Here is a 23,440-nt window from a genome sequence, read left to right as displayed (position 1 = left end):
GTAGCAACCGGCGGCCCTTCCAAAAGCCACCTAGACTTTCAAATATACCTTCGACAAGGCTGTTTTCATGATCTCGATGTCTACGTTCCAAGCCATGCTGATCCCGATTCTTGCCGGGATGCTCATGCTGGCCATCGGCTTCAACTTTCGCGACAAAAATATCGGCGTGTTCACCATGTGGATCGGCATGCTGACGATTCTGGCCACGGTCATCTTCAAGATCCTCGCCAAACTCAACGAATAAATCCTCCCACCCGGCTCGCATTGGTTTAGACGGGCTCGTACACTCGGTCGATCCGCTCCTTGCGAGGTTGACCGCCTAGTGTTCGCTCGTCTTTTCGCCCTGCCATGCTCCTTCCTGATCTGCCTGATGATGCTGCTGCCGATGGCGCCTGCCAACGCGGTCGGTTTGCCGGGCCTGCTCAGCAGCCAGACCAAAGCCCAGCCCGAAGCACAGGAACCGCTGGGGCAATCCCTGGACGAAGTGATCAAATCACTGGAGAACGATCAGCAACGGGCCAAGTTGCTGGCGGACCTTAAAAAACTCCGGGACGCCACCAAAAAAGCCCAGCCTGTCACCGAAGAAGGCGTACTGGGTTTGATTGGTGGAACCCTGGCCAGTCTCGAAAAGAAACTGTCGGGTGACGACAGCCCGCTCACTCGCTGGTCCAGCGAACTTGATCAAGCCCAGGAGGAACTGGCCGCGCTGGCACTCCCGGCCAATGAATGGCTGCCGATGATCTTCGCCTTTGCCATGATCCTGATGGTCTGGAGCCTGCTGGCCGCCGCATTGATCTGGCTCAGCCATCGCGTACGCATGCGCTTCGGCCTCACCGAAGAACTGCCGCAGCACCCCAAGGCACTGGACATGCTGCGCTTTGCGTTGCGCAAGCTTGGGCCATGGCTGATCGCGTTAGTCATCACCGTTTACATGAGTTACGCCCTGCCCTCGTCCCTGGGTAAAAGCCTGGCGATGGTGTTGGCGTATGCGCTGGTGGTCGGCACCTGTTTCTCGGCGATCTGCGTGATTGCCTTTTCCCTGCTCGATGGTCCGCACCGCCACCGCGCCTTGTACATCTTGCGTCACCAGGCCTTCCGGCCGCTGTGGCTGATCGGCAGTTTCGCTGCATTTGGCGAGGCCCTGAGCGATCCGCAATTGATCAACAGCCTCGGCAGTCATCTGGCCCACACCGCCGCAACCGTCGCCAACGTTCTGGCGGCGTTGTCCACGGGATTGTTCATCTTGCGTTTCCGGCGCCCCATCGCTCATTTGATCCGCAATCAGCCGTTGTCACGACGCCTGACCCGCCGCGCACTCAATGACACGCTCTCGATTCTGGGTACCTTCTGGTACGTACCAGCCCTGGTGCTGGTCGGCATTTCGCTGTTTGCCACGTTTATCTCGGCCGGCGACACCAGCACCGCACTGCGTCAGTCGCTGATCTGCACCGTGCTGCTGGTGTTGTGCATGGTCATCAACGGACTCGTCCGCCGTCATGGCCTCAAACCGCAGCGCAGTATCAAACGCCATGCGTTTTATTCCGAACGCCTGAAAAACTTTTTCTACACCATCGCCCACTTGCTGGTCTGGCTGGGCTTCATCGAACTCGGCCTGCGGGTCTGGGGGCTGTCGTTGATCCGCTTCACTGAAGGCGACGGCCATGAGGTCAGCATCAAGTTGTTCAGCCTTGCCGGAACACTGCTGTTTGCCTGGCTGATCTGGATTCTCAGCGACACCGCAGTGCATCACGCCCTTACCCGCTCGCGCAAAGGCCTGGCCAATGCCCGCGCCCAGACGATGATGCCGCTGATCCGCAATGTGCTGTTCGTGGCAATTTTCATCGTCGCGCTGATTGTCGCCCTGGCGAACATGGGCATGAACGTCACGCCACTGCTGGCCGGTGCCGGTGTGATCGGCCTGGCCATCGGTTTTGGTGCGCAGTCGCTGGTGGCTGACCTGATCACCGGGCTGTTCATCATCATCGAAGACTCCCTGGCCATCGACGATTACGTGGATGTCGGCGGCCATCTCGGCACGGTCGAGGGCCTGACCATCCGCACCGTGCGCCTGCGGGACATCGACGGCATCGTCCACACCATTCCGTTCAGCGAAATCAAGAGCATCAAGAACTACTCCCGGGAATTCGGCTACGCGATTTTCCGCGTTGCAGTGCCGGCCAACATGGACATCGACAACGCGATCAAGCTGATGCGCGACGTCGGCCAGAAAATGCGCACCGATCCGCTGCAACGACGCAACATCTGGTCGCCACTGGAGTTTCAGGGGGTGGAAAGTTTCGAGTCCGGCAATGCGATTCTTCGCGCCCGGTTCAAGACCGCGCCGATCAAGCAATGGGAAGTGTCGCGGGCGTTCAACCTGTCACTCAAGCGTCATCTGGATGAGGCCGGACTGGACTTGGCGACACCGCGAATGAGTATTCAGGTGATCACTGCCGGTGGCGGCTCGCAGAGTGAGTAACTCTGTAGGAGCTGGCTTGCCAGCGATGACGGCTTAACATCCAACGAAGAGGTTGAATGTTATGGCCTCATCGCTGGCAAGCCAGCTCCTACAAAGCCGCATCAGACCACATCGACGCCGACATGAATCGCATCATGCCGCCAGAACTCCAGATCGCAGTCGATCAAGCGTTCATGCTGGTCATAGTTGACCCGGGCAATCTGTAATCCCGGGCTACCGACCGATACTTTCAATGCCGCCGCCGCGTCCACCGACAACGCCGTCGGCACAATTTCAAACCGCACCCGGCCGTAATGCAGATCGTAGTGCCGCGCATACAGTTCGGTGATCGACTGATTCAAATCGAAATCGAGAATCCCGGGAAAGTACTGCGGATTCAGGTAGTGCTCCACATACAGCACCAGTCGGCCGTCAATTCGCCGTGAACGGCAGATCTGGATCACGCTCGACAGCGCCGGCAATTGCAGCCAGGCACAGACTGCCGCCGACGCTGGCTGCAAGCGTGCCGAAATCACCTCCGTAGACGGCTCCCGCCCTTGCGCACTGACCATCGCGTGAAAGTGGCTGCGTTGCATCAGGTTGTACGCCAGGCGTGGTGGCGACACGAACCAGCCGCGGCGCTCTTCGCGATAAATCTGCCCTTGCGATTCCAACTGCAACAACGCTTCGCGCACGGTAATGCGCGTGGTGCCGAACAACTCACTGAGTTTGCGCTCAGCCGGCAACTTGCTGCCGGGCGTCAGCAAACCATGGACGAGCTGTTCCTGAAGCACCTGGCCGATGGCTGTCACCGCTTTTGTTGCCTCATCGCGCATCAACGTTACCTTCCTGGACTAGACCAGCACTGTTTCGGGGCAGAACCGCACTGCAAACGGGTTCAATCAATAGCGTGCAAGCGTAGGCAGTGCAGATGACCGATAGATGACAAAGCCGCCGAACGGTCGCGTTAACGGTCTGCAAGACATCGGCCAAGTCCCTTGTACTCCGGGGCCTTGGCCATGGTCTACGCTTACCTGGCCCCCAGTGATACCGGACGTCAAAGACGCCTGCCGGGTGAAGAGCGACATCAAAGTGTCATCCAGCCCCCTTAGATTGGCTCAGGTATTGCTGACCTAGACCAACACAAACCGCAATCACAGCGTTGAACACGACCCAAGGAGCTTCGGAATGAAAAAGCTTTTCCTGGCATCACTGTTAGGCTCGACCATCGCAATGTGCACCGCCGCCATGGCGGCAGATGACCTCAAAACCCTGGAAGCCGCTGCGAAAGCGGAAGGCGCCGTCAACAGCATCGGCATGCCTGACAACTGGGCCAACTGGGCCGGAACCTGGAAAGACCTGAGCGACAAGTACGGCCTCAAGCACATCGACACCGACATGAGCTCGGCCCAGGAAATCGCCAAGTTCGCCGCCGAAAAAGACAACGCCAGCGCCGACATCGGTGACGTGGGTGCAGCGTTTGGCCCGATCGCGGTCAAGCAAGGCGTGGTCCAGCCCTACAAGCCTTCGACATGGGATCAGATTCCGGCCTGGGCCAAGGACAAGGACGGTAACTGGGCACTGGCCTATACCGGCAGTATCGCGTTCATCATCAACAAGAAGTTGCTGCACGGTTCCGAAGCGCCGACCAAATGGGCCGATATCAAGACCGGCAAATACAAAGTATCCATCGGTGACGTGAGCACCTCCGCACAAGCGGCCAACGGTGTTCTGGCCGCGGCGCTGGCCAACGGCGGTGACGAGAAGAATGTCCAGCCCGCCCTGCTGATGTTCGCTGACATCGCCAAGCAAGGTCGCCTGTCGATGGCCAACCCGACCATCGCCACCATGGAAAAAGGCGAAATCGAAGTCGGCGTGGTCTGGGACTTCAACGGCTTGAGCTACAAGGCCAAGATGGCCAATCCTGATGACTATGTGGTGCTGATCCCGTCCGATGGTTCGGTCATTTCCGGCTACACCACCATCATCAACAAATACGCAAAAAACCCGAACGCCGCCAAGCTGACCCGCGAATACATCTTCAGCGACGCCGGCCAGATCAACCTGGCCAAAGGCAATGCCCGTCCGATTCGGGCCGACCACGTCACGCTGCCGGACGAAGTGAAGTCCAAGCTGCTGCCGAACGAGCAGTACAAGAACGTGACGCCGATCAAAGACGCAGACGCATGGGAAAAGACCTCCAAGGCCCTTCCTCAGAAGTGGCAGGAAGAAGTCATTATCAACATGCAGTAATGCTGCATCTGTAGGAGCCGGCTTGCTGGCGATCCAGACACTGCGGTCTGTTTGATCACCGCGGCGATGCATTCGCCAGCAAGCCGGCTCCTACAGGCTTGACGATTTTTCACGTTTTGCGGAGTCCCATTCCCCATGAAGCACAACGTCATCCTTGTCGTGCTCGACGGCCTCAACTACGAGGTCGCCCGCCACGCCATGGGACACCTGCAGGCCTACGTCGGCGCAGGACGCGCAGCGCTCTACAAACTGCAATGCGAACTGCCGGCCCTGTCGCGACCGCTGTACGAATGCATCCTCACCGGCGTCACGCCGATCGACAGCGGCATCGTCCACAACCAGGTCTCGCGTCTGTCCAATCAGCGCAGCATCTATCACTACGCCACCGAGGCCGGTCTGACGACTGCGGCGGCGGCCTATCACTGGGTCAGCGAGCTGTATAACCGGTCGCCCTTCGTGGCCGCTCGCGATCGTCACACCGACGACCCGACACTGCCGATCCAGCACGGGCATTTCTACTGGAACGATCACTACCCGGATTCCCACCTGTTCGCCGACGCCGAAAACCTGCGCCTGCGCCATGTACCGAACTTCTTGCTGATCCACCCGATGAACATCGACGACGCCGGGCACAAGCACGGTCTCGACACCCCGCAGTACCGCAACGGTGCCCGTTCGGCCGACATTATCCTGGCTGACTACCTGCAAGGCTGGCTTGACGCCGGTTATCAGGTCTTGGTGACCGCCGACCACGGCATGAACAACGACCGGTCACACAACGGCTTGCTCCCGGAGGAACGTGAAGTACCGCTGTTCGTCCTCGGTGACGCCTTCAGTTTCGATGCCGGGGCTGCTCCGAAACAGACCGACATCTGCGGCACCGTCTGCGAGTTGCTGGGCGTGCCCCACGACAAACCGGCCTGCCGGGAGCTGTTGAAGTGAGTCCCATGACCCGCAGCAAATGGTTGGCAGCCCTGTGCCTGGTACCTTTCGCACTGTTCTTCATCGTGTTCGAAATTGCCCCGTTGATCTGGGTGATGATCAACAGCCTGCAATCGGAAGAGTTCGGCTGGGGCCTGGGCAACTTCACCAAGATCTTCAGCTCGAAGTTTTACCTGCAAGCGATCCAGTACAGCCTTGAGATCAGTTTCTGGTCCAGCGTGTTCGGCATCATCATTGCCGTACTCGGCGCGTATTCCCTGCGCCGGGTTGATTCGAAGCTGCGCAACTTCGTCAACGCCTTCGCCAACATGACCAGCAACTTCGCCGGCGTGCCCCTGGCTTTCGCGTTCATCATTCTGCTCGGCTTCAACGGCAGCTTCACCATCATGCTCAAACAGGCCGGGATCATTCAGGATTTCAACCTGTATTCGAAAACCGGGCTGATCATTCTCTACACCTACTTCCAGATCCCCCTCGGTGTGCTGTTGCTCTATCCAGCCTTCGATGCCCTGCGTGAAGACTGGCGCGAATCCGCCGCGCTGCTCGGTGCCAGCGGCTGGCAGTTCTGGCGGCACATCGGGTTGCCGGTGCTGACCCCGGCGTTGCTCGGCACCTTCGTGATCCTGCTGGCCAACGCCCTCGGCGCCTACGCCACGGTGTACGCCCTGACCACCGGCAACTTCAACGTGCTGCCGATCCGTATCGCGGCGATGGTCTCGGGTGATATTTCCCTGGATCCGAACCTGGCCAGCGCCCTGGCGGTGGTACTGGTGGCGTTGATGACCCTGGTGACCATCGTGCATCAACTGTTGTTGAAGAGGAGCTACAATGTCTCGCGCTGAACTGGGGCCTGTCGGCGTCTACCACCGCGTCGTGGTGTATGTGCTGTTTGCGATCCTGCTGTTGCCACTGCTCGGGACGTTGATCTACTCGATCTCCAGCAGTTGGTCGGCGACCGTCCTGCCCAGCGGTTTCACCTTCAAGTGGTACATCCAGCTGTGGAGCGATCCGCGTTTTCTAAATGCCTTCGGGCAGTCGTTGCTGGTCTGCGTCGGCTCGCTGGTGCTGTCGGTGGTGCTGATTTTGCCGCTGCTGTTCGTGGTGCATTACCACTTCCCGAAACTCGACGCGCTGATGAACATCCTCATTCTGCTGCCCTTCGCCGTGCCGCCGGTGGTGTCGTCGGTGGGGCTGTTGCAGCTCTATGGTTCAGGGCCGTTCGCCATGGTCGGAACGCCGTGGATCCTGATCGGTTGCTACTTCACCGTGGCGCTGCCGTTCATGTACCGGGCGATCACCAACAACCTGCAAGCGATCAACCTGCGCGACCTGATGGACGCCGCCCAATTGCTCGGTGCCAGCACCTTTCAAGCGGCTTTCCTGGTGGTGTTGCCGAATTTGCGCAAGGGCCTGATGGTCGCGTTGCTGCTGTCGTTCTCGTTCCTGTTCGGTGAATTCGTGTTCGCCAACATCCTCGTCGGCACCCGCTACGAAACCCTGCAGGTCTACCTCAACAACATGCGCAACAGCAGCGGTCATTTCACCAGTGCGCTGGTGATTTCCTACTTCTTCTTTGTGCTGGTTCTGACCTGGATCGCCAATATCTTGAACAGGGACAAAAGCGAATGAGCTATGTCAGCGTCCAACATCTTCAGAAAAGCTTCGCGGGCACCACGGTGTTCAGCGACATCAATTGCGAAATCCAGAAAGGCGAGTTCGTCACCCTGCTCGGCCCGTCCGGCTGCGGTAAATCCACCCTGCTGCGCTGTATCGCCGGCCTGACGTCGGTAGATGGCGGCAAGATCCTGCTCGATGGCGTCGATCTCGTGCCCGTGAGCCCGCAGAAACGCGGGATCGGCATGGTCTTCCAGAGCTATGCGCTGTTTCCCAACATGACGGTGGAACAGAACGTCGCGTTCGGCCTGCGCATGCAAAAGGTCAATGCCGATGACAGCCAGAAACGCGTCGCCGAAGTGCTGAAGCTGGTGGAGCTCAATGACTTTGCCGCGCGCTACCCGCATCAGCTCTCGGGCGGTCAGTGCCAGCGCGTCGCCCTCGCCCGCTCCCTGGTGACCCGGCCACGCCTGTTACTGCTGGATGAGCCGCTGTCGGCCCTGGACGCGCGGATTCGCAAGCACCTGCGCGAACAGATCCGTCAGATTCAGCGCGAACTGGGCCTGACCACGATTTTCGTCACACACGATCAGGAAGAAGCCCTGACCATGTCTGACCGGATTTTCCTGATGAATCAGGGAAAAATCGTACAAAGCGGTGACGCCGAAACCCTCTACACCGCCCCCGTGGATGTGTTCGCCGCCGGCTTCATCGGCAACTACAACCTGCTGGATGCCGACAGTGCCTCGAAACTGTTGCAGCGACCGATCAGCAAGCGCATCGCCATTCGCCCGGAGGCCATCGAGTTGAGCCTCAACGGCGAACTGGACGCGCAAGTGCGAAGCCACAGCTTGCTGGGCAACGTGATTCGCTACCGGGTCGAAGCCCGGGGCGTGGAACTGGTCGTGGATGTGCTGAACCGCTCGGCGGCCGACCTGCATCCCGATGGTCAGCGGCTGGCGCTTTCCATCGATCCGACCGCCCTGTGTGAGGTAGCCTGATGACTTTGCTGACGCTGAAGAGAGAACCGCACTGATGGCCCTGGCAATTTTTGATCTGGACGAAACACTGATCCACGGCGACTGCGCCTCACTGTGGAGCGAGCAAATGGTCCGCCTCGGCTGGGTCGATGGCGAATCGTTCCTGCGTCGCGACAAGGAATTGATGGATGCCTACGGCAGGGGCCATCTGGCCATGGAGGACTACATGGCCTTCAGCCTGGAACCGTTGATTGGTCGTACGCCTGAGGAGGTCGCGCACTTGGTGGGTCCGTGGGTGGAGGACTACATCGAGCCGATCATTTTCAGCGACGCGACCAAAACCATCGCCGCGCACCGCAAGGCTGGCGACCGGATTTTGGTGATCTCCGCTTCGGGTACCCATCTGGTCGGCCCCATCGCCGAGCGCCTGGGCATCGACGAGATTCTCGGCATCGAACTGGAAGTGGCTCATGGCGTTTACAGCGGCCATACCGTTGGCACCCTGACCTACCGCGAAGGCAAGATCACCCGCTTGCTGGCGTGGCTGGATGCAGAAGAGGAAAACCTCGAAGGCGCGAGTTTCTATTCCGACTCACGCAATGATCTGCCGCTGTTGCTGAAGGTGGATTACCCGCACGTGGTCAACCCGGATCCGGTGTTGCTTGAGCACGCCGAAAAAGCTGGCTGGCCGATCCATCACTGGAAGTAACCTGAACCCTGTAGGAGCTGGCTTGCCAGCGAATGCGGTGTGTCATTCAACGATCCATTGACTGACACGACGCCTTCGCGGGCAAGCCGCGCTCCTACAGGTCCGGTGTTGTCAGCTCAGGCTTTCATCAATCACCAACACCACCTTTCCCGCCACGTTGTTACTTGCCAGCTCGGCAAACGCGGCCTCTGCATCCTTGATCGCAAAAGTCTTGGCCAACTGCGGACTCAACCGCCCTTCGGCAAACAGCGGCCATACATGCTGGCTCAAATCACTGAACAGATCTGCCTTGAACTGATCATCACGACTGCGCAGGGTTGAGCCCAGCAACTGCACACGTTTGGCCAGCACCTGGGCCAGATCGAGTTTGGCCTCACGCCCGCCCATCAATCCAATCAGCACCCAACGCCCGTCCTGGGCCAGCAGCTTGAGGTTCAACGCCGCGTAATTACCACCCACCGGGTCGAGAATCACATCGAAGGGGCCCAGATCCCTCAGGCTCTCCAGGTCGCCGTTACGCACCACACCGCCCTGCGCACCCAGCGCTTCGCAATACGCCAGACGCTCAGCGGACCCGACGCTGACCCAGCACGGGTTACCAAACGCCTTGCACAGCTGAATGGCAGCTGAACCGATTCCACTTGCCCCGGCATGTAGGAGAACTTTCTGACCCGGTTTGAGCGCAGCCAATTGAAACAAATTCAGCCAGACTGTTGCATAAACCTCGGGCAATGCGGCGGCCTCAACTAACGACAGCCCATCGGGAACCGGCAGTACATGCCGTCCGTCGACAACCACCTCTTCGGCCATCCCGCCCCCGGCCAGCAAGGCACAAACCCGATCGCCCACCTTCCACGAGGAGCCTGGGCCGACTTCACTGATCACACCGGAACACTCTAGGCCGAGCACTTGGCTAGCCCCTGGCGGCGGCGGATATAGGCCCGCTTTCTGCAACAAATCGGCGCGATTGAGACCCGCTGCCGACACTCGGATGCGAACTTGCCCTACATCGCACGTAGGACTCGGCTCTTCAACCCACACCACTTGACCGTCAACGCCTTGCAATGCTTTCACAGTGCCTCCATAGTGAGTCTGGACTGAGCCCGAAGCTGTAGCGCCGGGCTTTTTGCATTATGCGACCGGCTCCCAAAGAACCGGCGACTTCAAAGACGGCCTAATATGCGTTATCAATTGTCCCCGCGTCGAATCAGCATGAAGCATTTGTTCCCCAGCACCGCACTCGCCCTATTCATTGGCATCGGCTTGCTGCCGTTGTCGAGCAATACATTCGCAGCCAATAGCTGGGACAAGCTTCAACCCGATCGTGACGAAGTGATCGCCAGCCTGAACGTCGTGGAGTTGCTCAAGCGCCACCACTACAGCAAGCCGCCACTCGATGATGCGCGCTCGGTGATCATCTACGACAGCTACCTCAAGCTGCTGGATCCGTCGCGAAGCTACTTCATGGCCAGCGACATTGCCGAATTCGATAAGTGGAAGACGCAGTTCGACGACTTCCTCAAAAGCGGCGACCTCAACGCCGGCTTCACCATCTACAAGCGCTATCTGGACCGCGTCAAAGCGCGTCTGGACTTCGCCCTTGCCGAGCTGAACAAAGGCGTCGACAAGATCGACTTCACCGCCAAGGAAACCTTGCTGATCGACCGCAAGGACGCTTCGTGGCTCAAGTCCACCGCAGAACTCGATGACCTGTGGCGCAAACGCGTCAAGGACGAAGTCCTGCGCATGAAGATCGCCGGCAAAGACTCCAAGCAGATCCAGGAAACCCTGACCAAGCGCTACAAGAATCAGTTGGCGCGCCTGGACCAGACCCGCGCGGAAGACATCTTCCAGGCGTACATCAACACCTTCGCCATGTCCTACGACCCGCACACCAACTATCTGTCGCCGGATAACGCGGAAAACTTCGACATCAACATGAGCCTGTCCCTGGAGGGCATCGGCGCCGTGTTGCAGAGCGATAACGACCAGGTGAAAGTCGTGCGCCTGGTGCCGGCAGGTCCGGCCGACAAGACCAAGCAGGTTGCACCGGCCGACAAGATCATCGGCGTTGCCCAGGGCAACAAAGAGATGGTCGATGTGGTCGGCTGGCGTCTGGACGAAGTGGTCAAGCTGATCCGTGGCCCGAAAGGCACCGTGGTCCGTCTGGAAGTCATCCCGGCCAGCAATGCGCCGAACGACCAGACGTCCAAGATCGTGCCGATCACCCGCGAAGCGGTGAAGCTTGAAGACCAGGCTGTGAAGAAGTCGGTGCTGAACCTGAAACAGGACGGCAAGGACTACAAGCTCGGGGTCATCGAGATTCCGGCCTTCTACCTGGACTTCAAGGCCTTCCGCGCTGGCGATCCGGATTACAAGAGCACCACTCGCGACGTCAAGAAGCTGCTGACCGAGTTGCAGAAAGACAAAGTCGACGGCGTCGTCATCGACCTGCGCAACAACGGTGGCGGTTCCTTGCAAGAGGCCACCGAGCTGACGAGCCTGTTCATCGACAAAGGGCCGACCGTGCTCGTGCGTAACGCCGATGGCCGCGTCGACGTACTGGAAGATGAAAACCCGGGTGCGTTCTACAAAGGCCCGATGGCGTTGCTGGTCAACCGCTTGTCCGCATCGGCTTCGGAGATTTTCGCCGGCGCCATGCAGGACTATCACCGCGCTTTGATCATCGGCGGCCAGACCTTCGGCAAAGGCACCGTGCAGACCATTCAGCCGCTGAACCATGGCGAACTGAAGCTGACGCTGGCCAAGTTCTACCGGGTTTCCGGCCAGAGCACCCAGCATCAGGGCGTCCTGCCGGACATCGACTACCCGTCGATTATCGACACCAAGGAAATCGGTGAAAGTGCCCTGCCGGAAGCCATGCCGTGGGACACCATCCGCGCAGCCATCAAGCCAGCGGCCGATCCGTTCAAACCGTACCTTTTGCAGCTCAAATCCGAGCATGACGTACGTACAGCCAAGGACGCGGAGTTCGTGTTCATCCGCGACAAACTGGCACTGGCGCAGAAGCTGATGTCCGAGAAAACCGTCAGCCTCAATGAAGCCGAACGTCGTGCCCAGCACGCGGACATCGAAGCCAAGCAACTGGCCATGGAAAACATCCGTCGCAAGGCCAAGGGCGAAGAACCGCTCAAAGAGCTGAAGAAAGAAGACGAGGACGCTCTCGCGGCCGAGGATGACAAGACCAAGCCGGAAGATGATGCCTACCTGAGCGAAACCGGGCGGATTCTGTTGGACTACCTGAAACTCAATACGGCGGTGGCGAAACACTAATGGCAATTTAATGTTGACGCTCCCCGGAGCGTCATCAAATAGTCATCATTCTGTCGTGAAATACGGGACTGGGCGTGCTCTTGAAATCAGGGGTACGCCCAGTCCTTTTTTTGTCGCCAGAGATTGCCATGACTACCACCGAACAGCTGAGTGCCTTGAGCTCAATCCTGACTCACGGCGGATTGCACAGCCTGTTCCAACCGATCATCAGCCTCTCTGAACGCCGAATTCTCGGCTACGAAGCCCTCAGTCGCGGCCCGTCCAACAGCCCACTGCACTCCCCGCTCGCGTTGTTCGCAGTCGCCCGACAGGCCGGGCGCCTGAGCGAGCTGGAAATCGCCTGTCGCGAGAGCGCGTGCCGACGGTTCAATGAGCAGCAACTTCCGGGCAAGCTGTTCCTCAATGTATCCCCCGAATCCCTGCTCGAAGCGGCCCACCAACCGGGGCGAACCCTGCAGCTTCTGCAAGACTTCGGTATCCCGCCAAGCCAGGTCGTGATCGAGCTGACCGAACAGACACCGACCGACGATTTCCAGTTGCTGCAAACTGCGCTGCATCACTACCGGGCGATGGGATTTTCCATCGCCCTGGATGATCTGGGCGCGGGCTATTCGAGTCTGCGCTTGTGGTCCGAGTTGCGGCCGGAGTATGTGAAAATCGATCGGCACTTCATCGACGGCATTCACCAGGACGCACTCAAACGGGAATTCGTCGGTTCGATCCTGCAAATCGCCAGGGCATCGCGGGCACAGGTGATTGCCGAGGGCATCGAATTGCCCGAAGAGCTCGCAGTGTTGACCGAGATGGGCGTGGATCTGGTTCAGGGGTATTTGCTCTGCCGGCCACAGGAACATCCGCCACGCGATGCCCGAGCCATGATGCCCCGACAGGACAGCTTCGCCGTTGCGCTCACCGACGAAGGCAGCGACCTCAGCGCCCTGCTGAACGATCAACTCGCCGTCGACCGCGACACCCCGACCGCCACCGTGCTAGAAGCCTTTCGCCGTCAATCCAACCTGAACTCGCTGGCGGTACTCGATGAGCTCGGCCAGCCGTGCGGCATCGTCCACCGCCATTCGCTCTCGGACGCCCTGCTCAAGCCCTTTGCCACCGACCTGTTCGCCCGCAAGCCGATCAGCCGCCTGATGAACGATGACTTTCTCGCCGTAGAGCTGAACCAGTCGCTGCAACAAGTCAGCCGCCTGATCACCAGCCGCGCCCGCCAGCGCATCGAAGAGGATTTCATCATCACCCTCAACGGTGGCTATCTGGGACTCGGCCGAGTGATTGACGTACTCAAATTGATTACCGAACTGAAAATCCAGCAGGCGCGCTATGCCAACCCGCTGACCCTCCTGCCAGGCAACGTGCCGATCCAGCAATGCCTGACGCGGCTGTTACAACAGCAACGGGAATCAGTGATTTGTTACGTCGACATCGACAGCTTCAAACCCTTCAACGACATCTACGGCTACGGTCGCGGCGACGAAGTCCTGCTGTGCCTGGCGCAATGCCTGAACGACCGCGTCGACCCGTCCCGGGACTTCGTCGGCCATATCGGCGGTGACGACTTCCTGCTGGTGCTCGGCCCGGAAGACTGGCGCAAACGCTTGAACCAACTGCTCGACGACTTCCAGAGCCAATGCCGGCGCTTCTACCGCAGCGAACATCTGGAAGCCGGCTGCTTCATCGCCCCGAACCGCCAGGGCCAACGCCAGGAATTTGCGTTGCTATCGCTGTCGATCGGCGTGGTGCATTTGCATCCGCAGGCTTGTCAACGACTTGATGCGAGTCAGTTGGCGGAGTTGGCGTCACAGGCCAAGCATCATGCGAAAAATGTGCAGGGGTATAGCGTGCATGTGATGGATAGCTTGGCGGTGCCCGGACACGAAGCGACATTGCTGGCAGGCCATCGCTGACGGCGCCGACGCCATCGCGGGCAAGCCACGCTTGTATGTTTAGACTTGAAGGGGTGGGTGGGACTAAAGCCTCGCTTCTGACTCTGACCAGTACAGACCGTGGGAGACATCGTCCCACCCCTTCACCTAATGCGCCGATAAGGAATGCATCGGCTCGGACCGACGATAGAAGCAAGCCAGCGCAACGGTGAACCCCACAAGCCTTTAAACCGTAGCTCGGAGGATGGGCCATGACAATCTCGAATTCGCAGGTGGTCGTTGGTGTGGATGTCGCAAAGGACGAGATCGTTGTCTATCGAGCCGATCAGCAGCAAACCCAGGTTGTTACAAACGAGCGCTCTGCGCTCAAGCAGTGGCTCAAGAAGTTGCCTGCGAACAGCGCCATCGCGCTTGAGGCGACCAATACCTATCACCTTGATACAACGGAAATGGCCCATGAGATGGGCCATGACGTTTACGTCATTGATGGTTCTCGGCTCAACCGATATCGCGATGGAATAGGGATTCGAGCTAAAACAGATGCTCTGGATGCAGTGCTATTGGCACGCTACCTGAGCAAGGAATCCGACCGGCTACGAATCTGGAACCCACCGCCCAAGGCTTACACGCAGCTCAAAAGCGTGCTGCGCCGCAGGGCCGAGCTCGTTCAGCATCGAGTTGCACTCAAACAAAGCTGGAAGGATGAACCCTTGCTCAAGGAGGCGCTGGCGAACTATCTGGCCAATATTGAGCAGACTGAAAAAGACATTCAGTCGCTCTTGAGGAGCATCATCAGTGAAGCGGGCATGGACGCTCAGGTAAAACGCTGCCAAGCCGTTGAGGGGGTAGGTGTACTGACAGCCACCGCTGCGGTAACCGCCTTCATGCGTGGAGAGTTTTCTGACAGCGATGGCTACGTTGCTTTTCTGGGGATGGACCCACGAGTCAGACAATCAGGTAAGAAAGATCAACGACGTTGCTTATCCAAACGAGGTGACTCGGAGTTTCGGCGTTTATTTCATAACAGTGCCATGGCCGCAAGCCGCTCTGCGACCTGGAAACCCTACTACCAAAGCTATTTGGCACGAGGTCTGAAAGGGACCGAGGCGCTGGTGATACTTGCCAGAAAACTGGCTCGGGTACTGTTTGCCTTGATGAAAAACCAAAGTGAATACAAGCCTATTTCTATGTTTGGGGGTTCCCCCCAAACATAGAATCTCCCACAGGCTCGGTTTTGATCACACATTCTGTGATCGACTCAAGACCTGTGGGAGCGTGGCTTGCCCGCGATGAGGCCCGTTCAATTGACGTAAATACTTAAGAACCCGCAGACCCCACCTGCAACCTCTGCCCGATCACATTCAGCATGTCACAGCCGTCACGCAACGGAATGGCACAGATTCCACGCCCTGCCACTCAATTTGCAGTGACATGCAAAAGACTATCGATGAGGTCTGCTCTGCACCAGTTCATGGAAACCGCTACGTTTTGAAGGAGTTTTCCGAAGACCTTGCCCGGAAATTTCGTACATCCGTCAAAAGCCTCCGCTCATACACCAGCTGGAAACAAAACTAATTTCTCAACATATAAATCAACAACCATCGGAATAGCTCCAGCAAAGCCTATTATCTCGACAAGAAAAACTGATCCGCCCACGTCAAAAACCATCATTCCTTCGGTATCGACTGAGACGATATTCCCCGTTAATTTTATAAATCCATCCACGATATCAATCGAGAAGCCATCATTTGATGCAGGTCTCGCACTCATCCCCCAAACAACGCTTTGCACGATTTCTAGCTCAACATCGTGACTAGCGCCTATTGTTGGTGGTGCACCGCTCCAAACGGCAGAAGCTTTGCCGAAATCGGTTGAAAGCATCATAAGGACCTCTTCGCCGATCCGAACAATATTATCTATCCTCACTTTCATTCTTTTTCGGCAGAAGAACGCGCACAGAAGTATTTTCTATACAATCACGCCACCTTTCTATTTTTACTCTACTCTTCCACTGTAATCCTTACGTATTGTTCATTGAATTCTGGATAATCGTAGTGGATATCTTGATCGTCGAAATCAACAAATGAGCGAAAGACGCCACCATCCAAATACCCGAAAAGAACACACGAAAACCCGCCACCAATCATTTCAACTGCCAGCTTTGTCTCTTCAGCAAGGATGACAAGAGTCTTGACCGGAAGCATCATTTCGAATTCGACTTCGTATTGCTTTCCTACCTCTATTTTTGATGGGCTGTAACTCAGAAAGCATTTGGCTTCGACGTTTCCAATGAGCAAAACGACTTCCTCTTCGACGAACTCGTGAATCGACAGCAAAAGCGCCACATACTTCCTAACCATCTTATAATATTCGCCGCGCCCAGTTAAAAATCTATTAATTTTGTTATGCGTAGTAACTCACTCCTAAATGAGCAATGCAATTACGGCAGTCTTTTAAATGCCCCCAATCATAGTTCTTAATTAACCTTATCTGAAAACCCCACCCACACCAGAGGAAGGATTCCCACTGATATCTAGCATGCACTGATGACAAATACGCAGCTTGCAACATATCCTCTTTCAAAATCAACACATACTAACAAACCGCCACTTCTCAACAAAGACAGTTCACCATAAGAAATTGCCCCAGTGATAAACGTCAAATCAATCATCTACCACCCCAAAGTCAACATATCAAACAATAGACCTCACAAGCCATATCAGCTTATTAACTGTAGGGTTTCGCAACAAACTACGCACCAATAAATAGAATACCTTAAATATCAAAAAACATGATCAGCAAAGTAAACGGATGGATCACCAAGCCTCAAGTAAGCGGCAGTAAAATCTATCGATGAATTTCCCGCCGCTACCGATATTCGAAACCGAGAATCATGCCGTTCAATGCTCACTTTCATCAGTGAAGTTGCCGGGAGGTTTTTCACATTTATTTCACTCACCTCATCGCACGTAAATCCAATACGGCAAGCGTTATACTCTATTGACCTCCACTTTAGAGGGGGTTTGTCGGGTAATTCTTTTATATTAAATGACAAAGTCACCGTTGACCCAACATTATCCATGACCATTGAAACCAATTTTATTTCACCGACCTCAATCAACCCGCCAAACACCATATTAAAAAAAGTACTACCTTCGAAATCATTCCAGTATTTCACCACTTACCTCCCAAATGGGTAGTGCTCCTTTGTGCCCTTAACCTTGCCGTGTCTAACATCATCAACTGGCCGAACATTGAAGTGAGCCCCCTGATCACCCTCATTATTTTTCGCGCCAAATTTATGGCCCGCAGTATGATCCTGCAATATAAGGACAAGCCCGTCACCTCGGGTAAATTTATATTGCCTGGTTTTAATTGGCATGCCATGGCTATTCAAAATACTTTTACCGCTCATGTCCGTCAAATTGACATAGCCTACCTGTTTAGCCCTACCACTCATATCATCCAGCTGAATATCCGGTTGCTGACTTCTCGGAATTCCCGCATCGGCTTTAGACTGCCTAAATGCTCCTCGCCTTGATACTTCCGGAACTGATGGCTCTCCCTCATTAGCCTTAGCGCCAGAAACATCATCCGGCACTGAGCATCCCGGCTTGTATGCACCCGGACAATTCCCACTCAACCCCAACGGATCCACCCACCCCGTCGGGTTCCGCGTGTACTGATACGAATTCAACCCACCCGCCAGCTTCAACGGATCTGGCGTCAAATAACGCCCGATGTCCGGGTGGTAATACCGATGCCGGTTGTAATGCAGCCCGCTTTCCGCGTCGAAGTACTGCCCCTGAAAGCGCAGCGGTTGTTCCAGCTGTTCACCGCCGCCATGGCTCAGTTGGCTGACTTTGCCGTAGGCGCTGTACTGCGCCGACCAGACGATTTCGCCGCTGTAGGCGGTGAGTTCTTGCGGGGTGCCGAGGTGGTCGAGTTGGTAGTAGAACGGGCAGGCTTTTTTCGGGCCTTTGCCGTCGAGCAGGGCCAGCGGGCGGAAGGTGCCGGGTTCGTAGACGTAGCTGCGGTAGTGGGTCGGGCTGCTTTCGGCGACGAGCTGGTCGCCTTGCCAGAAAAACTGGGTGGTCTGGCCGTCGACGGTTTTCTGGATGCGGCGGCCGAAGGCGTCGTAGCGGTAGGACGTTTCGCGGCCGTCGGCGGCGGTGTGGCGGATCAGACGGTGCTGGCTGTCGTAGGCGTATGCCGTGACTGACGTCGGCGTTGTGCCGCGGCGTTCGCGGATCAGGTTGCCGAAGGCGTCGTAGTCGTAGTGGCTGTCGCCGTTGCGAAGCAGGCGATTGCCGTCGAACGCCGTCGGGCCGGGGCGGTCGTGGATCAGCAGGTTGCCGGCCGGGTCGTGGGTGAAGTTTTCCGGCGGTTGTGCGCGGGTGTGGCGCACGCTGGTCAGGCGGTCGAGCGGGTCGTACTGGTACCGGCGCTGGCCGTGTCGTGTGTCGGACAGGGCGTCGAGGTTGCCGTTGGCGCTGTAGGCATAATCGCGGCGGTACAGCGATTGGCGGTTCTGGCTGACAGCATGCGCCTGCAAACGGCCCTGATCGTCGTAGGCGTATTCGCTGAGCAGCAGGCCTTGCTGGCGCTGCTGCTCGCGACCGTGGCTGAAGCTGTGCGCGGTCAACCGTGAACCGTTGAGGTCGATCGCCGTCAGCGCACCGTCCTGGCCATGCCGATATTCGAGCACGCTGGCGTCGGGCAGGCGCAAACGTTGAAGCCGGCCGCAGCTGTCATAACCGTAACGCAGGGTGCCCCAGCCCTGGTGTTCGGTGATCAAGCGGTCCTGGCGGTCGTACTCGAACTCCAGAGGATGGTCGTGGCCGTCGTCGACATTGATCAGCCGCCCAAGGCTGTCGTAGCGGTAACGAACCTCAATGCCGTCGGGCAGGGTCTTGAGCAGCAGGCGTCCGGCGCTGTCCCGCTCGTACGCCGTAACCAACGTAGAGCCGTCATCGCCGAACTCGGTTTTCTCCAGCAACTGGCCGTTGCGGTCGTAGGCATAAGCGGTGCGCCGCCCATCGAAGCCGGTTTCCTGTCGGATCAATCCGCCCGCCGTGTAGTCCAGGCGATAGCGCTCGCCGGACTCGTTCTCGATCTCGGTCAGCAGCATCTGCGCGTGGTCGTAGCGGTAGTTGAGCTGGGTGCCGTCGGGGTTGAGGCGGCGGCTGACCAAGTGCAGGTCGTCGGCGTACTCGTAGCGGGTGATGCGCCCGAGTTCGTCGCGTTCGGCGGTGACCTTGCCGTAGGCGTTGTAGCTGTAGGCGCGGTGGGCGCCGTTGGGCAGGGTCAGTTGCAGCAGGCGGCCGACGGCGTCCCACTCGTAACGGGTCAGTGCGCCGTGGGCGTCCGTTTGGGTAATCCGGCGTCCCAGGACGTCGTAGGAAAAACCCCGCTGACTGCCGTCCGGCAGGGTTTCTTCAAGCAGTTGCCCGAGGTCGTTCCAGACGAATTGATGGCCGCTGCGGTCCGGGTAGCGGATCGTCAGCAGCCGTCCCTGCTGGTCGTAGAAATAGCGGGTGATCTGCCCGTCGGGATCGGTGACGGCGCTGATGTCGCCCTGGGCATTGCGCTCGTAGGTCCACGTCGCCTGCCCGCGATAACGGGCGTGGAGGAAGCCGTCGCGGTATTCGTAGGACGTCGGTTCATCCAGCGGCGGAATCAGCGCAATCAGCCGTCCGACTTCGTCATAGCGGTATTCGGTGACGGCGCCGAGGGCGTCCTGCTCGGCGATCAAGCGGCCCTGTGCGTCGTAGGCCTTGTGCTGTTCGCCGCCGTCGAGCCCGACCTGACGCACCAGCCGCGCCCGCTCATCGTGCTGGTAAAGCTCTTCGCTGCCGTCACTGTTGTGCACCGTGACCTGGCCGTGGTCATCCCAGGTGTAACGCGCCTCCATCTGCGCAAACGAGGCCCAGTGGCGGATGCAGCGTGCCGCCTTGCCGGTGCGCTCCCACTCCCAGAAAAAACTCGCGCCCCCGGCCAGTTGCCGTTGCAGGATGACGTGCTGCTCGTCGTAGTCATAACGCTCGCTTTCACCCGCGGCGTTGCTGGCTTCGATCAGGCGCTGGCAGGCGTCGTAGCGGTAACTGACCAGGGTCTGTTCGGTGCGCCAGGCGTGTTCTTCGGTGGTGGCGCGTTGCCGCACTTGATAGTCGACGGCGATCAGGTGCCGCCGGTCGTAACGCAGCAACAGCGCACGACCGGCGCCGTTATCGAGACGTTGCAGACGATCCAGACGGTCGCGGGACACGCTCAGGCGGTTGCCGTAGGCGTCGCTGATCGCGCTCAGGCGGCCGTCGCGGAAGTGGTAGAAACGCGGCGTGTCGCCGGCCAGGGCGAGGATCAGTTCGTCCGCCACTTCACCCAGATAGATCGCCGCCCGCGACAGGCTGTTGTGGATCACCGGACGTTCGACGCTCGGTCGCGGAAACGGCGTGCGGCGGTTTTCCGGGTCGATCCAGATCACCTGGTCGCCGTCGATTTCCAGGCGCTGGGCCAGGGAATGGCTCCAGCCAAAACCCAGACCGCTGTCGAGTTCGACGGCGCTGCTGCGATAGAGGCGGGTGAAGTCGAACGGCAGGAGACCGTCGAGCGTACCGTCGGTGAGGGTCAGCAGTTCTTCGCCGGTGACCATCGACACCGGGCATTTGTTGGTGGTGGTGTTATCGACGGTGTCGGCGCTGTCGCCGTTGGGGTTGGTGGCCTGTTTCGGGGCATCCTCGTGGTGTTCGTTTGGCTTGAGCGTGGTGTTGCGTTTGGCATTCCAGCGCAGTTGCATCCGGCCTTTTTTAAGGCCAGCGGCCACACCGCGGGCGGCGACGGTTTTGTAGCGATCGACATAGCCGAGGAACTGCTGGATAAGGCCGAAGATCGCTTTGACGAAACCCTGAACGGCGCTCACCAACCGGGCGCCGTAGCGCGCCAGGCGCATCGCCAGATATGCCATCCCCGCCCCGGCCGCGGTGAAGGTGAGGACGACGCCGATCAACAAATCAATCAGCAGATCCACCACCACGACCGCCAGCGTCTCGGCGGCTTGCCCGGCCATCAGGCTCGGCGGCAGCATCTCCAGCCACAGACTGCTAGTGCGTAGCAGCAGGCACATCGCGGCCTCGTCGCTGACCAGCAGTTGCAGACTGGCCATCGTCGCCGGAAACTGTTGCGCCAGATCGGCCAGCTGACCCGCGCCACTGCCCAGGCGCTCGGCGAACTTGTGCGGGTTCTGGAGGATTTCCGAGAGCTCACCGAGGCGGTCCCACACCCCGATAATCGCCGTCCAACCTCCGGCCAGCAGCCCATTACCGGCCGCGGCAACACCCGACTGCGACCATTGCGGCTTGAAACCCGCCCACTCATTGCGCAACCAGCCTTCCAGCGACTGGGTCAGTGCCGCGTAAGACTTGAACAGCTCACCGACTTGCTCCGGGGTGACCTGACGCTGGACATGCACCTTATAAAACTTGCCCGGCGTGCCGCTGAATTGCCCTCGCCCCTGTTCATCCAGGGTGATGACGGTCCGCTCGCCTCCCTCCTGCGCCACCACCTCGACCTGAATGTTCCCCAGCGGAATGTCGTACACCGACTCGAACTGGCTCTCGATCAGCAGCGGGCCACTTTGCGGGCACTGCGCCACCGTCGAGAAAAAATCATCGTCACCGCTGCTGACCACCGTGCTGCTATCACCGAACTTGATCACCCGTTCCATGCCCATCAGCGAGGGCAGGTCCAGCGCGTGGCTGACCTTGTCGGTAGTGCGGTTCAGGAAGCGCCCGAGTTGTTCGCGGTACAGGTTCAGGGTCTGTGGGAAATGGTCGAGCTCTTGCTCGATGCGGGCGATCTGATCCATCAGCGCACCGCACAGCGGGAGAATTCAAGGAAAACCGGGGCAAGCATGAACACTCCCTCGCACAGAAAAATGAGTGCGAGGGACTTTGCGGAGGATCCGCGAGGAAAGAAGTCAGGAAAGGATGATGTTGCTGTAGGGCAATTCGCTAAAGGAGAAACGTGGCGTAGGGACCGCTCTCACATCAGGTCGATTTGTCAGACGAGTCCGTGAAACCTGTAGCGTTGCGGGAAGCCAATTCTTCCAGTTTGATCGGCGCCAATGGATGTCCGGCTTTCGCCGCGATGGTCCAGAACAGTGCCGCTTCAGCAGGATCCGGCGCCCTGCTCGGTGTTCCCGCCAGGCTGATCACGCCGATCTGATACGCCGCCTTGCCATCGCCCGCCAAGGCCGCCAGGCGCAACAAGCGCACGCCCTCCTCACGAGCACCGAGGCCAACGCCGCGAAACGTCAGGATGTGCCCATAGAAGCTCTGAGCGCCGACATCGCCCAGGTTGGCCATGCGTGCGAACTGGCCTTCAAGCCAACTCCAGCCGCGCGGTTGACGGACAAACCACGACCAGTGAAACAGCCTGCGAGCGAGCCAGTAACCGACTCGCGCCTTCAATTGCAGAAACACTCAGGCTTCTGCCGATTCCGGGTATTCGTATTCAAATACCCGCACCACTTCCGAGGCATGCCAGGATGCCGCGGCAACACCGTCGGACGGGCCGGAAAAACGCCCCAGGCGCTCAACACACTCGAAGAACCCGGTACGCGGTAAACGGCTTGCTCCCTGGCTGATCACCAGCGAACTGCGCAACGGCTGTTCGGCCCGGGCGTCGAGTGCAGCCAGATGCTCAAGGGCCGCCGTCAGGGTTTGCATGGCCGGGGTCGGCAACTGCAAACGCTCCAGCAACGCCCGATAAGTCAGAAGATGGCGCTGGCGCCGCGCCTGATCCAGTTCGCCCAGCAATCCATCCCAATGTTGACGACTGATGCGTACGCTCACGATTCATCCCTCCACCCAGGCACCGTCAACTCCCAGGCCAGGCTGCGGCGAATCGCTGCGTCGGGCAGGCGCTCGCCACTTTCGATCATGGCCAGGTAAGACGGGCTGATGCCTACCGTGCGGGCCAGCGCCTCGATGGCGATGCCCTTCCCTTCGCGCAAACTGCGTAATTGATCCAGCCCCGGAAGAACCTGATCGGGTGCTGCTGCTTGAAGCTTCGCGGCTTCAGGCGACGGTTGCTCCTTGATGCCTGCCGCTTTCAACAACGCCTGATATTGAGCCCATGGCAGAACCGCATACTCGGGCTCGCCTTCGCGTGTAATTATCTGAATATCCATGACTACCCCGTAGGACAACAACACTTAGCGAGTCGGCACTTTTCCCTAGAAGTGTAATCCTAACAGCGGCCAAGGTCGCGAGGGGCATCAATCTGTGGGCGA

20 protein-coding genes are annotated in these 23,440 nt (G+C 58.4%); 11 read left to right on the top strand and 9 right to left on the bottom strand.

The window, feature by feature from the left end; all coding sequences use genetic code 11:
- Positions 1-76 precede the first annotated feature (76 nt).
- Positions 77-244: a hypothetical protein gene (locus QYH43_RS11980; protein ID WP_177408830.1), complete on the top strand. Its 168-nt coding sequence runs from the start codon at positions 77-79 to the stop codon at positions 242-244.
- A gap of 78 nt (positions 245-322) precedes the next feature.
- Complete coding sequence (locus tag QYH43_RS11975; protein WP_301157107.1) at positions 323-2,479, top strand: mechanosensitive ion channel family protein; 2,157 nt, start codon at positions 323-325, stop codon at positions 2,477-2,479.
- A 101-nt stretch (positions 2,480-2,580) separates the two neighbouring features.
- Here QYH43_RS11975 and QYH43_RS11970 read toward each other — a convergent pair whose 3' ends face one another.
- Entirely contained in the window at positions 2,581-3,294 is a 714-nt protein-coding gene (locus tag QYH43_RS11970; RefSeq protein ID WP_095059324.1) for a UTRA domain-containing protein, read from the bottom strand.
- 352 nt (positions 3,295-3,646) lie between these two features.
- Between QYH43_RS11970 and QYH43_RS11965 the strand changes: the two genes are divergently transcribed.
- From QYH43_RS11965 to QYH43_RS11940, 6 genes are all read left to right on the top strand, one after another.
- A complete protein-coding gene (locus QYH43_RS11965; RefSeq protein ID WP_301157106.1) occupies positions 3,647-4,711 on the top strand; it encodes an ABC transporter substrate-binding protein in 1,065 nt (354 codons plus the stop codon).
- Between the two features lie 135 nt (positions 4,712-4,846).
- Entirely contained in the window at positions 4,847-5,653 is an 807-nt protein-coding gene (locus QYH43_RS11960) for an alkaline phosphatase family protein (RefSeq protein WP_301157105.1), read from the top strand.
- Positions 5,654-5,658: 5 nt separating this feature from the next.
- Positions 5,659-6,495, top strand: coding sequence for an ABC transporter permease subunit (locus QYH43_RS11955; RefSeq protein WP_301157104.1), 837 nt, complete (start codon positions 5,659-5,661; stop codon positions 6,493-6,495).
- Positions 6,482-7,282: an ABC transporter permease gene (locus tag QYH43_RS11950; protein WP_095059332.1), complete on the top strand. Its 801-nt coding sequence runs from the start codon at positions 6,482-6,484 to the stop codon at positions 7,280-7,282. The genes QYH43_RS11955 and QYH43_RS11950 overlap by 14 nt, the downstream gene beginning before the upstream one ends.
- Entirely contained in the window at positions 7,279-8,268 is a 990-nt protein-coding gene (locus QYH43_RS11945) for an ABC transporter ATP-binding protein (protein ID WP_095059334.1), read from the top strand. The genes QYH43_RS11950 and QYH43_RS11945 overlap by 4 nt, the downstream gene beginning before the upstream one ends.
- A gap of 34 nt (positions 8,269-8,302) precedes the next feature.
- A complete protein-coding gene (locus tag QYH43_RS11940) occupies positions 8,303-8,956 on the top strand; it encodes an HAD family phosphatase (protein WP_095059336.1) in 654 nt (217 codons plus the stop codon).
- 111 nt (positions 8,957-9,067) lie between these two features.
- Here the strand turns inward: QYH43_RS11940 and QYH43_RS11935 are convergent, their stop codons facing one another.
- Positions 9,068-10,030, bottom strand: coding sequence for a zinc-binding dehydrogenase (locus QYH43_RS11935; RefSeq protein ID WP_095152556.1), 963 nt, complete (start codon positions 10,028-10,030; stop codon positions 9,068-9,070).
- A 138-nt stretch (positions 10,031-10,168) separates the two neighbouring features.
- On the opposite strand from QYH43_RS11935, the gene QYH43_RS11930 reads away from it, so the two are divergent.
- From QYH43_RS11930 to QYH43_RS11920, 3 genes are all read left to right on the top strand, one after another.
- Positions 10,169-12,250: a carboxy terminal-processing peptidase gene (locus QYH43_RS11930; protein WP_177408836.1), complete on the top strand. Its 2,082-nt coding sequence runs from the start codon at positions 10,169-10,171 to the stop codon at positions 12,248-12,250.
- A 128-nt stretch (positions 12,251-12,378) separates the two neighbouring features.
- A complete protein-coding gene (locus QYH43_RS11925; protein WP_301157103.1) occupies positions 12,379-14,169 on the top strand; it encodes a bifunctional diguanylate cyclase/phosphodiesterase in 1,791 nt (596 codons plus the stop codon).
- Positions 14,170-14,399: 230 nt separating this feature from the next.
- Positions 14,400-15,362 (top strand): transposase, encoded by a 963-nt coding sequence (locus QYH43_RS11920; RefSeq protein ID WP_095151816.1) that lies wholly within the window; start codon positions 14,400-14,402, stop codon positions 15,360-15,362.
- A gap of 334 nt (positions 15,363-15,696) precedes the next feature.
- Here the strand turns inward: QYH43_RS11920 and QYH43_RS11915 are convergent, their stop codons facing one another.
- The 7 genes from QYH43_RS11915 to QYH43_RS11885 all read right to left on the bottom strand — a co-directional run bounded on the left by QYH43_RS11915 (position 15,697) and on the right by QYH43_RS11885 (position 23,338).
- Positions 15,697-16,032, bottom strand: coding sequence for a hypothetical protein (locus QYH43_RS11915; protein ID WP_301157102.1), 336 nt, complete (start codon positions 16,030-16,032; stop codon positions 15,697-15,699).
- 116 nt (positions 16,033-16,148) lie between these two features.
- Positions 16,149-16,493 (bottom strand): hypothetical protein, encoded by a 345-nt coding sequence (locus QYH43_RS11910; RefSeq protein WP_301157101.1) that lies wholly within the window; start codon positions 16,491-16,493, stop codon positions 16,149-16,151.
- 437 nt (positions 16,494-16,930) lie between these two features.
- A complete protein-coding gene (locus QYH43_RS11905) occupies positions 16,931-17,326 on the bottom strand; it encodes an Imm50 family immunity protein (protein ID WP_301157100.1) in 396 nt (131 codons plus the stop codon).
- A gap of 3 nt (positions 17,327-17,329) precedes the next feature.
- Positions 17,330-22,012, bottom strand: a complete 4,683-nt coding sequence (locus tag QYH43_RS11900) for an RHS repeat-associated core domain-containing protein (protein WP_301157099.1) — start codon at positions 22,010-22,012, stop codon at positions 17,330-17,332.
- A 181-nt stretch (positions 22,013-22,193) separates the two neighbouring features.
- Entirely contained in the window at positions 22,194-22,628 is a 435-nt protein-coding gene (locus QYH43_RS11895) for a sel1 repeat family protein (RefSeq protein ID WP_301157098.1), read from the bottom strand.
- Positions 22,629-23,000: a hypothetical protein gene (locus QYH43_RS11890; RefSeq protein ID WP_007898892.1), complete on the bottom strand. Its 372-nt coding sequence runs from the start codon at positions 22,998-23,000 to the stop codon at positions 22,629-22,631.
- Positions 22,997-23,338, bottom strand: coding sequence for a helix-turn-helix transcriptional regulator (locus QYH43_RS11885; protein ID WP_095061695.1), 342 nt, complete (start codon positions 23,336-23,338; stop codon positions 22,997-22,999). Before QYH43_RS11885 ends, QYH43_RS11890 begins: the two co-directional genes overlap by 4 nt.
- Positions 23,339-23,440 lie beyond the last annotated feature (102 nt).

Origin of the sequence: Pseudomonas sp. C32, from assembly GCF_030417915.1 — a bacterium.
Lineage (GTDB): Bacteria > Pseudomonadota > Gammaproteobacteria > Pseudomonadales > Pseudomonadaceae > Aquipseudomonas.
The sequence above is the reverse complement of the archived record's forward strand: the minus strand, read 5'-3'. Positions and strand labels throughout refer to the sequence as shown.